This is a genomic window from Neorhizobium galegae bv. orientalis str. HAMBI 540 (genome assembly GCF_000731315.1).
In the GTDB taxonomy this organism is placed as follows: domain Bacteria; phylum Pseudomonadota; class Alphaproteobacteria; order Rhizobiales; family Rhizobiaceae; genus Neorhizobium; species Neorhizobium galegae.
In genome coordinates, this window is the sequence record NZ_HG938353.1 from 4,361,232 (window position 1) to 4,375,624 (window position 14,393).

A 14,393-nucleotide genomic window follows, 5' to 3' on the forward strand; every position below is an offset into this window, starting at 1 on the left:
CGGATGAGCAGAACTGCCACCGAAGCGAGACATGGGAAAGCGGAAGGGCTCGATACGCTCTCGTCCGCCGAAATCCTTGTGCTCCTCGCATCCGGCCAGCAGGCGGCAGCCAAGGCCGTCGACCATGCCAATCCCGCAATCGCCAAGGCCGCAGACCTCGTCGCTGCCGCTCTCAAGTCCGGCGGCAAGATGGTCTATGCCGGGGCCGGCAGCGCAGGCCTTGTGGCGATGGCCGATGCCATGGAACTGCCCGGCACCTACGGCATCCCGCCTGAACGGATCGCCATCCTGTTTGCCGGCGGTGTTCCCAACATAGCTGACCTACCCGGCGGTCCCGAAGACGACGCGTCGCTCGGCGAGCGTGATGCCGATATCATTGAGGCGGCCGATTGCGTCATTTGTGTTTCCGCAAGTGGTTCGACCCCCTATACGGTGGCGGTGGCCGAAACCGCGAAACGCCGCGGCGCAAAACTCGTGGCCATCGCCAACAATGCCGGCGCAAAGCTGTTCGAGGGCGCCGATGCGGCGATCCTGCTCGAAACGCCACCGGAAGTCGTCGCCGGCTCCACCCGCATGGGTGCTGCGACGGCCCAGAAGATCGCCTTCAACATGCTGTCGACGCTTGCCGCCGTCAAACTCGGCCATGTGCATGACGGCCATATGGTCAATCTGCGCGCCGATAACGGCAAGCTGCGCATCCGCGCCGCCCGCATGGTGGCCGATATCGCCGGCATCGGTTTCGACGAGGCTCGTGCCTGGGTCGAGGTGGCCGAAGGTTCTGTCAAGGTCGCGGTCCTGCTCGCAGCCGGCGCGGCCGATGTGGAAGCCGCAAAGACTTTGCTTGCCCGTTCGGGCGATGTGCTGCGCGTAGCGCTTGCCGAATTGCAGGCGTCCAAGAGTTCCATGAAACGCGCCTGAAAGGCGCATATAAAAGGGAGAACATCATGACACGCATATTGAAAAGCATTCTTTTTGCCACGACCGTACTCGCACCGGCGGGCCTTGCCGCCACCGGAGCCTCCGCGCAGACCGCCACGCTCACCATCGAGAGCTGGCGCAATGACGACCTGCCGATCTGGCAGAAGAAGATCATCCCGGCCTTCGAAGCCAAGAACCCGGGCATCAAGGTAACCTTCGCCCCGATGGCGCCGACCGAATATAATTCGGCCGTCAACGCCAAGCTCGACGCCGGCACCGCTGGCGATCTCATCACCTGCCGTCCGTTCGACCTGTCGCTCGCCATGTTCCAGAAGGGCCAACTTGCCTCGCTGAACGACCTGCCGGGCATTTCCAACTTCTCCGACGTCGGCAAGTCCGCCTGGAGCACCGACGACGGCAAGACCACGTTCTGCGTGCCGATGGCTTCCGTCATCCACGGCTTCATCTACAACAAGAAGGCCTTTGCGGATGTGGGCGTCCAGATCCCGAAGACCGAGGACGAGTTCTTCGCGGTCCTCGAAAAATTCAAGAAGGACGGCAAATACATCCCGCTCGCCATGGGCACCAAGGACCAGTGGGAAGCGGCGACCATGGGCTATTACAACATCGGCCCGAACTACTGGAAGGGCGAGGACGGCCGCAAGGCACTGATCGCAGGCAAGGAAAAGCTGACCGACGCCGACTGGGTCGAGCCCTACAAGGCGCTCGCCAAGTGGAAGCCCTATCTCGGCGACGGTTTCGAAGCCCAGACCTATCCGGACAGCCAGAACCTCTTCACGCTCGGACGCGCCGCCATCTATCCGGCCGGTTCCTGGGAAATCGCTCCGTTCAAGGCGCAGGCCGATTTCGAGATGGGCGCCTTCCCGCCGCCGGTAAAGAAGGCAGGCGATACCTGCTACATTTCCGACCATAACGACATCGGCATCGGCCTCAACGCCAAGGGCAAGAACCTCGAAGCCGCCAAGAAATTCCTTTCCTGGGTCGCTTCGCCGGAATTTGCCGATCTCTATGCCAACGCAGCACCAGGCTTCTTCAGCCTGAACTCGACGCCGGTGAAGATGCAGGACGCGCTTGCCCAGGAGTTCGTCTCCTGGCGCCAGAACTGCAAGCAGACGATCCGCCCGAGCGCTGCCGTCGTCGGCCGCGGCCAGCCGAACCTCGACCTAGAAATGTGGCGTGTCTCGGCCAACGTGATCAACGGCACCCAGACCCCGGAACAGGCCGCCGCCGAAACCCAGAAGGGTCTCGACAGCTGGTACAAGCCGGCGAAGTAAGGCAGTCTCAAAAGACCCTCTCTGGCCTGCCGGCCATCTCCCCACAAGGGGGAGAAACTCGCGGAGCCGGATCGTCCTTGCCGAAACGGTGAGGCAGGTTAGTCCCTCCCCCTTGTGGGGAGGGGTTGGGGAGGGGTCTTTTTTGCCTAAGCAAGACCTCCCGCGAGGGAGCATCATTCCCATACAATGAGCCCGGAACCCAAAACCATGAGCGATACCGAAATTACCGATATCGAAACGGTTCCGGTGAAGCGCCCCACCCGCTGGCACATCGCCGTTTTCCTGGCGCCGGCTTTCCTCGTCTATACGGCGGTGATGATCCTGCCGCTGATCGAGACGTTGCGTCTGTCGCTTTTCAACATCGTCGAGGGCCAGCTCGCCTTCGTCGGCCTCAGCAATTTCAAGGTGCTGTTCGGCGATCCGCGTCTTTCCGCCGATTTCTGGAACGCGCTGCGCAACAACGTCATCTTCTTCATCATCCATATGCTGGTGCAGAACCCGGTCGGCATCGCGATTGCCGCCATGCTGTCGCTGCCGGGCCTGCGGTTCGCCGCCTTCTACCGCTCGGCGATCTTCGTGCCGACGCTGCTTTCCTTCGTCATCGTAGGCTTCATCTGGAAGCTCATCCTCTCGCCGATCTGGGGCATCGCCCCGAGCCTGATGGATCTGGTCGGGCTGAAATGGGCCTTCGCGCCCTGGCTCGGCAAGGCCGAAACCGCGCTGATCGCCGTCTCGCTGATCTCCGTCTGGCAATATGTCGGCATCCCGATGATGCTGATCTATGCGGCGCTGCTCAACATTCCTGAAGAGGTGCTGGAAGCCGCCGAATGCGACGGCATTACCGGCTGGAGCCAGTTCTGGAAGATCAAGCTGCCGCTCATCCTGCCCTCGATCGGCATCGTCTCGGTGCTGACCTTCGTCGGCAATTTCAACGCCTTCGACCTTGTCTACACGGTGCAGGGCGCGCTCGCCGGCCCCAACGGCTCGACCGACATTCTCGGCACGCTGCTATATCGCACCTTCTTCGGTTTCCAGAACCAGATGGGCGACCGGTCGATGGGCGCCACCATCGCCGCGGTGATGTTCCTGATCATCCTCGCCGGTGTCGCTCTCTATCTTTTCGTCATCCAGCGGCGCATGCGCCGATACCAGTTCTGAAGGGAGCGAAACACATGTCGAAAGCCCGCTCCGCACCCGTCCGTGCCGCCTTCATCCACCTGGCGCTGATCGCCTATACGCTGGTCGCGCTGTTTCCGGTGTTCCTGACGCTGGTCAATTCGTTCAAGAGCCGCAGCGCGATCTTCAGCGCGCCGATGGCCCTGCCGTCGCCCTCGACATTCAGCCTGATCGGTTACCAGACGGTGCTGCAACAGGGCGATTTCGTCGGTTATTTCCAGAACAGCCTGATCGTTACCGTCGCCTCGATCGCGCTCGTCCTGCTGTTCGGCGCCATGGCCGCCTTCGCGCTGTCCGAATACCGGTTTCGCGGCAATACGCTGCTGGGTCTGTATCTGGCGCTCGGCATCATGATCCCGATCCGCCTCGGCACGGTGGCGATCCTGCAGGGCATGGTGGCGGCAGGCCTCGTCAATACGCTAACCTCGCTGATCCTGGTCTACACGGCTCAAGGGTTGCCGCTCGCGATCTTCATCCTGTCGGAATTCATGCGCACCGTTTCGGATGACCTGAAGAGCGCCGGCCGTATCGACGGGCTTTCGGAATACGCGATTTTCTTCCGCCTCGTCCTGCCGCTGGTGCGCCCCGCCATGGCGACGGTCGCGGTCTTCACCATGATCCCGATCTGGAACGACCTCTGGTTCCCGCTGATTCTCGCGCCCGGCGAGTCTACCAAGACGGTGACGCTGGGCGCCCAGATGTTCATCGGCCAGTTCGTCACCAACTGGAACGCCGTGCTCTCGGCCCTGTCGCTGGCGATCCTGCCGGTCATGGTTCTTTACGTCATCTTCTCGCGGCAGCTGATCCGCGGCATCACCTCCGGAGCCGTCAAGTGACATCGTCCACCCACCCCGTCCGTGTCCTCGTCGCCGGCCTCGGCAACATGGGCAGGAGCCATGCGCTCGCTTATCACGATAACCCGGGTTTCGAGATCGTCGGCCTCGTCAACCGTTCGAGGCGCGACCTGCCGGCCGGGCTCGAAACCTATCCGATGTTTTCCGATTTCGAACAGGCACTGCGCGAGACGAAGCCGGACCTCTGCTCGATCAACACCTATTCGGATACCCATGCGGACTATGCGGTCATGGCTTTCGAGGTTGGCTGCGATGTCTTTGTCGAAAAGCCGCTGGCGACCACCGTCGCCGATGCCGAACGCGTCGTGGCGGCCGCCAGAAAGCACGGCCGCAAACTCGTGGTCGGCTATATCCTCCGCCACCACCCTTCCTGGATGCGGCTGATCGAAGAAGCGCGAAAGCTTGGGCCGCCATATGTCTTCCGCATGAACCTCAACCAGCAGTCCTCGGGCGCCAAATGGGACGTCCACAAGGCGCTGATGCAGACCACCTCGCCGATCGTCGATTGCGGCGTGCACTACGTCGATGTCTGGTGCCAGATCACCGATGCGAAGGCCGTCGAAGTGCGTGGCATGGGCCTGCGGATGACCGACGAGGTCGCGCCGGACATGTACAATTACGGCCATATGCAGGTTCTGTTCGAGGACGGTTCGGTCGGCTGGTACGAGGCCGGCTGGGGGCCGATGATGTCGGAAATGGCCTTCTTCGTGAAGGACGTGATGTCGCCGAAGGGTTCGGTGTCTATTCTCGTCGACGCCAAGGCGAAGTCCGACGATATCGACACCCACACCAAGACCTCAGTCATCCGCGTCCATTCGGCCGAGACCGGCGCCGACGGCCAGTTCGTGCGGCGCGACGAAGACCTCGCCATGACCGGCGAGCCGGATCACCAGAAACTCTGCGATCTCGAACAGGCCTATGTGCTGAAAGCCATCCGCGAAGATATCGATCTCACCCGGCACATGGACGACGCCGTCCAGTCGCTGCGCATCTGCCTTGCGGCGGACGAAAGCGTGCGCACCGGCGCACCCGTCCGCCTCTAAACGTCCGGTTTGTAAGGAAAACGCCCTTGGGTTCGCTTCAACTGAAATCCATCCGCAAGGCCTTCGGTCCTCACGAGGTGCTGAAGGGCATCGATCTCGAGGTCCAGGACGGCGAGTTCGTGATCTTCGTCGGTCCCTCCGGCTGCGGCAAGTCCACGCTGCTCAGGGTCATCGCCGGTCTTGAGGATGCGACCAGCGGCAGCGTCAGGATCGATGGCGCGGAAGTCATCAACACACCGCCTGCCAAGCGCGGCATCGCCATGGTCTTCCAATCCTACGCGCTTTATCCGCACCTGACGGTCAAGGACAATATGGGCCTTGGCCTCAAGCAGGCCGGCACCGAAAAGGCAGAGATCGACACCCGCGTCGCCAAGGCGTCCGGCATGCTGTCGCTCGATCCCTATCTCGCCCGCCGCCCGGCAGAGCTTTCCGGCGGCCAGCGCCAGCGCGTCGCGATCGGCCGCGCCATCGTGCGCGAACCGAAACTCTTCCTGTTCGACGAGCCGCTGTCGAACCTCGATGCGGCTTTGCGCGTCCAGACCCGCCTAGAAATCGCCGGCCTGCACCGGCGGCTCAAGGCGACGATGATCTACGTCACCCACGACCAGGTCGAAGCGATGACGCTGGCCGACAAGATCGTCGTGCTGAATGCCGGTGCAATCGAGCAGGTCGGCTCGCCGATGGAACTCTATAACAAGCCGGCCAATGTCTTCGTCGCCGGATTCATCGGCTCGCCGCAGATGAATTTTATCCCCGCCGAAAAGCTCGGCCAAACCGGCGCCAAGACGATTGGCGTTCGCCCTGAACACATCGCCCTGTCACGCGAAAGCGGTGACTGGAAGGGCAAGGTCATCCATGTCGAACATCTCGGTGCCGACACGATCGTCTATCTGGAAACCGAAGCGACCGGCCTTCTGACTGTCCGCCTGTTCGGCGAACATGCCTATGCGCCCGACGACGTGGTGTTCGCGACGCCGGACAGGGCGAGCCTGCACCGGTTCGACGCGAACGACCGGGCGATCGTCTGACGGGGTCCATTCATTAGCAATTCCGGACGGTAAACCGCTCCGCACTTTTCCTGGAATTGCCTTAATCGCCGCTCGCGAGCAACTTGGCGCCGCCGGCCGCCTGGACGGCGCGGCTGCCGAACCGGATGCCTGCCTTGAGGCAGGCATCTTCCGATGCCTCGTTCAGCCAGGCATCGATAAAGCCGGCATTAAAGGCGTCGCCGGCGCCGGTCGTGTCGATCACCGGCACGGTCTCCGCCGGCGCATGCAGCATCCGGCCGTTCGACATCGCCCAAGCGCCCTTCGCGCCGCCCTTCAGGAGGACCAGCGGAAAGGCCGGCGACAGCTTGGCGAGCGCGGCTTCAGGATCGGCCGAACCGGTAATTGCTTCCGCCTCTTCGAGATTGGGCAGGAAGAGATCGACGCCCTCGCAGGCCTGCAGCAGACCGCGGTCATAGATCAGTGTCGCATCCCAGCTCGGATCGAGCGAAACGGTCAGGCCCTTTTCCTTGGCGCGGGAAACGAGGTCCGGGATCTCGTGCAGCGTCGCATATTCGGCAATGTGCAGGTGGCGGGCTTCGTCCCAGTCGAGCGCGGCGTCGAGCGTGGCGGGCAGGGCAGGTCCGGCGCGGCGGGTGAGGAAGGCGCGGTCCTGGCCGACGACGGCCGCGACCGTCACCTGCGGTCCGGCATCGTCCGCGTGTTCGATAAAACGCAGGTCGACGCCGCTGTCGCGGATCTGCTCCTCGACGCCCGTCGACAGCGAATCCGTGCCAAGCCGAGCGGCAAGCGCCACCTTGCGGCCCGCATGGGCAAGATGGGCGGCCGCGATGAAGGCACCGCCGCCGGCTGCGATCTCCATGCCGCTGGCATAGATCTCACGCCCGAGCACCGGCAGGTGGCCGAGGCCCGTGAAAATCAGGTCGCAATAGATCCGCCCGATGCTGAGCACCGCGGATCTTTTCTCTGCATGCGTCATCATGAACGGCCCAGAAATCTCTCTGTGCTGGCATCGAAGAGGTAGAGGTCGCCTGGAGCGGCTTCGCAGGTAAGCGTGCTTCCGACGGTCGGCACGAATTTTTCGCGCACGGTGGCGATCATCGATGTATCGGCAACGTCCAGATGCACCAGCGTTTCCGGCCCCAACGGCTCGACGGCCGAGACCGTTCCGGTCACCGTGAAGCCGCTGCCGCCGGTAACTGTCGCGTGGGCAATCAGGTCATGCGGGCGCACGCCGATCAGGATATCGCCGACAGGCGCCATTACCGCACCCGAAGCGGTGCGACGGCCGCGCACGAGGTTCATCGACGGGCTGCCGATGAAGCGGGCGGTGAACACGTCGACCGGGCTGTCATAGAGTTCCGAAGGCGTGCCGACCTGCAGGATCACGCCGTCCTTCATCACCACGATACGATCGGCCATCGTCATCGCCTCGATCTGGTCGTGGGTGACGTAGACGGTCGTGGTCTTCAGCTTTTGATGCAGCCGCTTGATTTCGATGCGCATCTGCGCACGAAGTTGGGCGTCGAGGTTGGAAAGGGGCTCGTCGAACAGGAAGGCGGAGGGATCGCGCACCATGGCGCGGCCGATCGCGACGCGCTGGCGCTGGCCGCCGGAAAGGGCGGCCGGGCGGCGGTCAAGCAGGGCGCCGAGGCCGAGAATCTTGCCCGCCTCCTCGATCCGCTTGTCCTTCTCGGCCTTGCTGAGCTTCGAGGTATAAAGGCCGAAGCCGATATTCTGGCGCACGGTCATATGCGGATAGATCGCATAGTTCTGGAACACCATGGCGATGTTGCGCTGCTTCGGCTCGCGCTCGTTGACCACTTCCGAGCCGATCCTCAGCGTGCCGCCAGAGATTTCTTCAAGGCCTGCGATCATCCGGAGCGTCGTCGATTTGCCGCAGCCGGAAGGGCCGACGAAAACGACGAATTCGCCATCGGCGATCTGGAGGTCGATGCCCTTGACGGCTTCGACCTTGCCGTAACGCTTCACCAGTTTTTCAAGTTCGATCGTCGCCATCAGCGGGCTCCCGTCAGGGCGGTGAATTTCTGGTTCAGTTCGGCTGCTGCCTTCGCCTCATGGTCCGCAGCCTTCTTGGCTTCGGCTTCGAAGGCGGCCAGCTTGTCGCGATAGGCAGCGATTGCGGCCTGCATCGGCTCAGGCGCGGGACCGCCAAAACGGGCGCGCACGGCGACGAAATGTTCGGGCGAAACGATCTCCTTGAATTTTTGGAGATCGACGGAAGGCCTGCGGCCGGCCGAATGCTCGAAGGCCTTGAGGAAGGGATCGTAGCCGTCATTGGGTAGATCGCCCTTGGACGCGACGACGCTCCTTGCCGTCGCTGCGGCAATCTCATGGGCCTCGCGGAACGAAAGCCCTTCGATGCGCACCAACGAGTCGGCAAGTTCGGTAATGGTGATGCAGGACCGGCGAATATTCTGGTCGACGCGCTCCGGATCGATGCTGATCTGGCTGATGAGGGCGGCGAGCAGGTCGAGCACCCGGGAGGCGGAGGCGAAGGCCTCGTAGCCCATGCCCTGCGTTTCGCCCTCGCTGTCGTTCATGTCGGTGAAGGGTGTGTTGTGCATCACGTCGAGAACGGTGCGGGCGCGGCCCATCGTCTGGCTGGCGAGATGGCGCAGATGCTCGATCGGCACCGGATTGCGCTTCTGCGGCATGATCGAGGAGATCTGCACCAGCGCGTTCGGCACGTAGATCTGCCCGACTTCGAAGCTCGTCCAGAACTGGAAGTCCTGGATGAGGCGGCCGAGATGCAGGAACATCAGCTCGATCGCCGAATAGGTCGAGGTCGTGTAGTCGACCGAGGCGATGCAGCTGTAGGAATTGCGAAGCGGTGCCGAGAAGCCGAGGAGGTGGGCCACGCGGGCGCGGTCGATCGGAAAACCGGACGTCGTGATTGCCGCCGCCCCCATGGGTGAAAGATCAACGATCTTGCGGGCTTCGGCAAACCGCTCGATATCGCGGATCAGAATTTCGATCGCGGCCGACAGGTAGTGGCCGAACGTCGTCGGCTGGGCCGGCTGGCCATGCGTATAGGCGACGATCAGGGTCGTCTTGTTGCGCTCCGCGGCATCGACCATCGCGGCAAGCAGCAGCCTAGCCTTGCCCATCAGCGCATCGATCTTGTCCTTCAGCCCGAGCTTGAAGAGCGTGTGGTCAATGTCATTGCGCGAACGGGCGGTGTGCAGGCGCCCGGCGATATCGACGCCGATGCGGGCCTTCAGCTCCTTTTCGATCAGGAAGAAGAAGTCCTCCACCTCGCCGGTATAGACGAGCTGGGACGGATCGATTTCCGTGTCGATCGCCTCCAATGCGCCGGCGATCTTGGACGCGATTTCCTTGTCGAGGATACCGGTCTCGACCAGCATCACGAGATGCGCCCGGTCGATCCGGCGGAAACCGTCCACATGATGGCTCTTGGCGCCGTCGAAGAGCGGCCTGAGCACGGTTTCCTTGTAGACCGGATCGGGGAACTTGCTGGTGTCGGAAAGGCGCGGGTTGATGTCCGCCATGGCTTTATCCTTGCATTATCCCTTTAGGCCCGCCAGCATCACACCGCGGACGATGTAGCGCTGCAGAACGAGGAAGACGAGAAGGGTGGGAAGGGTGGCGATCGCAGCCCCCGTCATGATCATTTCCCACTGGATGGACTGCTCGACCGCGAAGCTCGAAAGCCCGACCGGCAGCGTGTAGAGTTCCTTGCTGGTGGTGACGATCAGCGGCCAGAAGAACGCCGTCCAGTTGCCGAGGAAGGTGAAGATCGCAAGCGCCGAAAGCGCAGGCGTCACCAAGGGCAGCGCCACTTTCCACCAGATCTGGAATTCGTTGAGCCCGTCGACGCGCGCCGCCTCGATGAAGTCGTTCGGCACGGTTTCGAAGAACTGCTTCATCAGGAAGGTGCCGAAGGCCGTCATCATGCCGGGGAACATGATGCCCCAGTAGCTGTCCAGCCAGCCGAGCTGGCTCGACATCAGGTACCACGGGATGACCAGCATCTCGGTCGGGATCATCAGCGTCGAGAGGATCGCGATGAAGATGAAATAGCGCCCGCGAAACTCGAACTTTGCGAGCGTATAACCGACGAGGCTGTCGAAGAAGCAGTTCGACAGGGTGACGAGGACGGCGATCAGCGTCGAATTGAAGAACCAGCGCATGAACCGCCCGTCGGCGAGCACTGAGATATAGTTTGCCAGCGTCGGCGCGGCCGGGATGAGGCGCAGGTCATAGATCTGGTCGGCCGTCTTCAGGGACGTCGAGAACATGAAGGCGATCGGCGAGACCATGATCAGGCCGCCGATGAACAGCACGGTCCAGGTGACGATCAGGCCGGGCCGGATCCTACCGTGGCTGAGGCGAGTGGCTTCGCTCATTTCTTTTCCCTCAGGATCCAGAGCTGCAGCAGCGATACGATCAGCAGGATGGTGAACAGCACCACCGTCTGCGCCGCCGCGTAGCCCATCGCGTAGGAGTTGAAGGCGGTCTGGTAGATCATCAGAACCAGCGGCTTGGTCGATCCGAGCGGCCCGCCGGGATCGTTGGTAGTCATGTTGTAGACTTGGTCGAAGATACGCAGGAAGCCGATCGACGAGAACACCACGAGGAAGACGGTGGTGGGCTTCAGGAGCGGCAGCGTGATCTTGCGCAGGATTGCCCATTCGCCAAGACCGTCGATGCGGGCCGCTTCGTAGAACGTGCCTGGAATGGCGCGCAGTCCAGCCATGAAGATGATGATCTGGAAGCCGAGGCCGGCCCAGATCGCCGTCACCATGATCGAAAACAGTGCCTGGTCGGTCGAGCGGATGAACGGCTGCTGCGGAATGCCGAGCATGCTGAACACGTCGTTGATGACGCCGATCGGCGGCGGCTGGTAGAACCAGCGCCATACCCAGGCCATCGCCGCAGCCGTCGTCAGGAACGGCAGGAAATACAGCGCCCGGATGAAACTGTGCATGAAACGGACACGGTCGAGAAAGAAGGCGATCGTAAACGCGGTGACGAGACTGATCGGCGTGCCGATGATCAGGTAGGTGAACGTGTTCTTGAATACCTTCCAGAACTGCGGGTCCTTGAAGAGCTTGATATAGTTGGCGAACCCGATGAATTTCGCCGGCCGCAGCAGGTCCCAGTTGGTAAACGACAGGTAGAAGGCCTGGAACGTCGGATAAAAGCGGATGATTGCGTAGAAGAGGATCGGCAGGGCAAGGAAACTCCAGACCCAGACGAGGCGCCGCGTTCGCATGGAAAAGCGGTCGCCAAAGGATGTCCCTGGGGATCCGCCGGGGCGGCCGGACGCCGCCCCCTGCTGTTCAATCGCTGCCATGACCGGCTCCGTATCTTACGGCTTGGCCGAGTCGATGATTTCCTGCTCGGCCGCGGCCGCCTGTTTGATCGAGTCCTCGACCGACTGACCCTGCAGCAGCACGCGGTTTGCCATGTCGATGGCGTTCTGGCGCTGGCCCTGCTCATCCATGAACAGCGTGGTGTGAGCGTATTCCAGACCCTTCAGGAACGGTGCGTAGATCGGGTCCTTGAGGTTGGCTTCCGTCAGCGCTGCGGAGCGGAGCGCCGGCAGTTCGCCGACAGTCTTCAGCCAGATGTCCATGGCGGCCGGAGAGGTGATGTAGGCCAGGAACTTCTTGGACGCTTCGAGCTCTTCGCCCTTCGCCTTGGCGCTGATGCCGTTGGCGAAATAGCTGGCATAGTTGGAGCGCACGCCTTGCGCATTGGCCGGCAGTTCGGTCACGCCCCATTCGAAGTCCTTGATGCTCTTGAAGGCGCCGAGGCGGAAGGTGCCGTCGATGGTCATGCCGGCCTTGCCGCCGCGGAACGCCGCCTGGCCTTCGTCCATGAAGCCGGCCGCGCCGATCTTCTTTTCGAGCTGCAGGCTGGTGTAGAACTTCAAAGCCTTGATGCCGGCTTCGCTGTTATAGGCGACCTTCTGGTCGTTGTCGGTATAGGGCACGCCGCCGAACTGGCGGATCAGCACTTCACGCCACCACTGGTGGTCCTGGCCGCCCATGTCGAGCGTCGAACCTTCGACGATGAGGTTGCCGGAAGCGTCGCGCTTGGCGATCTTCTGGGCTGCGGCGACATATTCGTCGAGCGTCTTCGGCGGGTTGTTCGGGTCGAGGCCGGCCTCGGTGAAGAGCTTCTTGTTGTAGAACAGGGCGAGCGAGCGCACGGCGGTCGGCAGGCCGTAATAGTCGTCGCCACGCTTCATCGCCTTGACGATCGGGAAGAAGTCGCTTTCGATCTTGGCATGCGGGAAGGCATCCTTCGGCAGCGGGGCGAGGAGGCCGCCGGCGACGAACTTGTCGAGCCAGCCGTAGAACAGCTGCATGACGTCGGGACCATTGCCGGCCATGTTGGCGGCGATCACACGCGTCTGGTAGTCGGCATAGGGGAAGGTGACCTGCTTGACCGTGATGCCCGGATTGGCCTTCTGGAACTCGGTGATGAGCTGGTCCATCGCCTTCACACGCGTGTCGAAGACATACTGCCAGTATTCGATTTCCACCGCCTGCGCGGCATTGAATGCGAATGTGCTGAAACCGGCGACGAGACCGGCGAACAAAGTAGCCTTGCGCATGTGAGCCTCCATTTGCCCCGCCGGGTGCTCCGGTCTTGGGGTCTGATTGTTCCCTGCATTCGGATGCGACCTGCAGCCCGACGCGTTTATTGGTTTTCGGGAGGCGAGCCTCCCTTTGACGTGCTGCGGCGCTATGCCCCAGCCCTACCCTTACGGTTTCCTGAGTGAGGTCGTTTGTCAATAAGATAATTTACTTGAATTATTCTATTGCGGCATGCCGCTTCCCGGCGTTATGAATTCTGCCAACCGAAGGTGGGCGAAATGACCATACACACGATCGGCACACACCCGGTGGCCATCGGCAAGAACCCCGAACGCAGCCGCGAACACAACCGCCGCGTCGTGCTGGATGTGGTGCGCCGCCACGGTTCGCTCGGTCGCGCCCATATCGCCAAGCTCACCCAGCTGACGGCCCAGGCCGTCGCCAATATCGTCGACGAACTGGCGGGCGAGGGGCTGCTGATGGAAATGGGCCGGCTGAAATCCGGCCGCGGCCAGCCGCCGATCCAGTTCGCCGTCAATCCCGAAGGTGGCGCCACCATCGGCGTCGAGATCGCCGCCGACCATATGGTGACGGTGGCGCTCGATCTGTCCGGCGGGCTCCGGGCAAAGCGCATCACGCCACTGAAAGATACCACTCCGGAGCACATTCTCCCCGCTTTCGCAGCCGAGCTTGCCGCGGTCATGGAACTGGTCGGCGCAAAGCTGCTCGGCACCGGCGTCGTCATGCCCGGTCCTTTCGAGATCGACGGCATGACCTCGGTCGGCCCGACGACGCTGCCGGGTTGGGCAGGGCTCGACGCCGCCCAGGCGCTCAGTGAAGCCTGCGGCCATGCGGTGATCGTCGAAAACGACGCGACGGCGGCGGCCGTCGGCGAGCGGCTGTTCGGCGCGGGCCTGGCGATCTCCAATTTCTGCATGATCTATTTCGGCGTCGGTATTGGCCTAGGCATCATCCAGGACGGCGCCCCCTATCGCGGCGCCTTCGGCAATGCCGGCGAAATCGGCCATGTCACCGTGGTGCCGAAGGGCAGGCCCTGCCCCTCCTGCGGCCAGCTCGGCTGCCTGGAAGGTTATGTTTCCGCCTATGTGCTGAAGGAAAAGCTGAGCTGCGTCGGTATTTCCGACACCGAGTTTTCCGATCTCGAAAAGCTCCACGCCGACCGCCACCCGGTGGTCGAGGAGTGGATCGACGAGGCGGCGACCTATCTCGGCCCGATGGTCGCCATGCTCGAAAACATCCTCGATCCACAGACGGTCATCCTCGGCGGTGCGCTGCCGGATGCCATCATCGAGGACATCGTTGCCCGCATGGGCAACCTGCCGACCTCGGTCGCCAGCCGCAGGCAGCGTGATCTGCCCCGCGTGCTGCGCGGCCAGACGGGGCAATTGACCGCAGCGCTCGGCGCCGCTGCCCTTCCGCTTTTCGACATGGTGACGCCCAAGCTGGAGACCTCGCTTGCGGTGCCTACCGATATTTCCGCCTGACC

13 protein-coding genes are annotated in these 14,393 nt (G+C 62.5%); 7 read left to right on the forward strand and 6 right to left on the reverse strand.

The window, feature by feature from the left end; translation table 11 throughout:
* Window positions 1-3: 3 nt before the first annotated feature.
* The 6 genes from RG540_RS20965 to RG540_RS20990 all read left to right on the forward strand — a co-directional run bounded on the left by RG540_RS20965 (window position 4) and on the right by RG540_RS20990 (window position 6,314).
* On the forward strand, window positions 4-918 hold the full coding sequence (locus RG540_RS20965; protein WP_038592005.1) for an N-acetylmuramic acid 6-phosphate etherase: 915 nt from the start codon (window positions 4-6) through the stop codon (window positions 916-918).
* Between the two features lie 26 nt (window positions 919-944).
* Window positions 945-2,213, forward strand: coding sequence for an ABC transporter substrate-binding protein (locus tag RG540_RS20970; RefSeq protein ID WP_038592009.1), 1,269 nt, complete (start codon window positions 945-947; stop codon window positions 2,211-2,213).
* Between the two features lie 207 nt (window positions 2,214-2,420).
* Window positions 2,421-3,371 carry a carbohydrate ABC transporter permease gene (locus RG540_RS20975; protein WP_038594405.1) on the forward strand — a complete coding sequence of 317 codons (951 nt, stop codon included), beginning with the start codon at window positions 2,421-2,423 and terminating at the stop codon, window positions 3,369-3,371.
* Between the two features lie 14 nt (window positions 3,372-3,385).
* Complete coding sequence (locus tag RG540_RS20980) at window positions 3,386-4,225, forward strand: carbohydrate ABC transporter permease (protein ID WP_038592012.1); 840 nt, start codon at window positions 3,386-3,388, stop codon at window positions 4,223-4,225.
* Window positions 4,226-4,272: 47 nt separating this feature from the next.
* Window positions 4,273-5,286 (forward strand): Gfo/Idh/MocA family protein, encoded by a 1,014-nt coding sequence (locus RG540_RS20985; RefSeq protein ID WP_244446699.1) that lies wholly within the window; start codon window positions 4,273-4,275, stop codon window positions 5,284-5,286.
* A gap of 26 nt (window positions 5,287-5,312) precedes the next feature.
* Complete coding sequence (locus RG540_RS20990; RefSeq protein ID WP_038592019.1) at window positions 5,313-6,314, forward strand: ABC transporter ATP-binding protein; 1,002 nt, start codon at window positions 5,313-5,315, stop codon at window positions 6,312-6,314.
* 61 nt (window positions 6,315-6,375) lie between these two features.
* Here the strand turns inward: RG540_RS20990 and RG540_RS20995 are convergent, their stop codons facing one another.
* From RG540_RS20995 to RG540_RS21020, 6 genes are read right to left on the reverse strand one after another with little or no spacing between them, the layout of a single operon-like run.
* Window positions 6,376-7,275 (reverse strand): carbohydrate kinase family protein, encoded by a 900-nt coding sequence (locus tag RG540_RS20995; protein ID WP_038592022.1) that lies wholly within the window; start codon window positions 7,273-7,275, stop codon window positions 6,376-6,378.
* Complete coding sequence (locus RG540_RS21000; protein ID WP_038592024.1) at window positions 7,272-8,312, reverse strand: ABC transporter ATP-binding protein; 1,041 nt, start codon at window positions 8,310-8,312, stop codon at window positions 7,272-7,274. Before RG540_RS21000 ends, RG540_RS20995 begins: the two co-directional genes overlap by 4 nt.
* Window positions 8,312-9,826, reverse strand: a complete 1,515-nt coding sequence (gene argH, locus RG540_RS21005) for an argininosuccinate lyase (RefSeq protein ID WP_038592027.1) — start codon at window positions 9,824-9,826, stop codon at window positions 8,312-8,314. The genes RG540_RS21000 and argH overlap by 1 nt, the downstream gene beginning before the upstream one ends.
* Before the next feature lie 15 nt (window positions 9,827-9,841).
* Entirely contained in the window at window positions 9,842-10,684 is an 843-nt protein-coding gene (locus RG540_RS21010) for a carbohydrate ABC transporter permease (protein WP_038592030.1), read from the reverse strand.
* Window positions 10,681-11,634, reverse strand: coding sequence for a carbohydrate ABC transporter permease (locus tag RG540_RS21015; RefSeq protein ID WP_038547813.1), 954 nt, complete (start codon window positions 11,632-11,634; stop codon window positions 10,681-10,683). The genes RG540_RS21010 and RG540_RS21015 overlap by 4 nt, the downstream gene beginning before the upstream one ends.
* A gap of 15 nt (window positions 11,635-11,649) precedes the next feature.
* Entirely contained in the window at window positions 11,650-12,915 is a 1,266-nt protein-coding gene (locus tag RG540_RS21020) for an extracellular solute-binding protein (protein ID WP_080724997.1), read from the reverse strand.
* A 249-nt stretch (window positions 12,916-13,164) separates the two neighbouring features.
* Between RG540_RS21020 and RG540_RS21025 the strand changes: the two genes are divergently transcribed.
* On the forward strand, window positions 13,165-14,391 hold the full coding sequence (locus tag RG540_RS21025) for an ROK family protein (RefSeq protein ID WP_038594408.1): 1,227 nt from the start codon (window positions 13,165-13,167) through the stop codon (window positions 14,389-14,391).
* Window positions 14,392-14,393 lie beyond the last annotated feature (2 nt).

Coding starts and splice junctions, on each gene's coding strand:
- RG540_RS20965 (WP_038592005.1), top strand. CDS start 4: ATGAGCAGAACTGCCACCGAAGCGAGACATGGGAAAGCGGAAGGGCTC.
- RG540_RS20970 (WP_038592009.1), top strand. CDS start 945: ATGACACGCATATTGAAAAGCATTCTTTTTGCCACGACCGTACTCGCA.
- RG540_RS20975 (WP_038594405.1), top strand. CDS start 2,421: ATGAGCGATACCGAAATTACCGATATCGAAACGGTTCCGGTGAAGCGC.
- RG540_RS20980 (WP_038592012.1), top strand. CDS start 3,386: ATGTCGAAAGCCCGCTCCGCACCCGTCCGTGCCGCCTTCATCCACCTG.
- RG540_RS20985 (WP_244446699.1), top strand. CDS start 4,273: ATGGGCAGGAGCCATGCGCTCGCTTATCACGATAACCCGGGTTTCGAG.
- RG540_RS20995 (WP_038592022.1), bottom strand. CDS start 7,275: ATGATGACGCATGCAGAGAAAAGATCCGCGGTGCTCAGCATCGGGCGG.
- RG540_RS21000 (WP_038592024.1), bottom strand. CDS start 8,312: ATGGCGACGATCGAACTTGAAAAACTGGTGAAGCGTTACGGCAAGGTC.
- argH (WP_038592027.1), bottom strand. CDS start 9,826: ATGGCGGACATCAACCCGCGCCTTTCCGACACCAGCAAGTTCCCCGAT.
- RG540_RS21010 (WP_038592030.1), bottom strand. CDS start 10,684: ATGAGCGAAGCCACTCGCCTCAGCCACGGTAGGATCCGGCCCGGCCTG.
- RG540_RS21015 (WP_038547813.1), bottom strand. CDS start 11,634: ATGGCAGCGATTGAACAGCAGGGGGCGGCGTCCGGCCGCCCCGGCGGA.
- RG540_RS21020 (WP_080724997.1), bottom strand. CDS start 12,915: ATGGAGGCTCACATGCGCAAGGCTACTTTGTTCGCCGGTCTCGTCGCC.
- RG540_RS21025 (WP_038594408.1), top strand. CDS start 13,165: ATGACCATACACACGATCGGCACACACCCGGTGGCCATCGGCAAGAAC.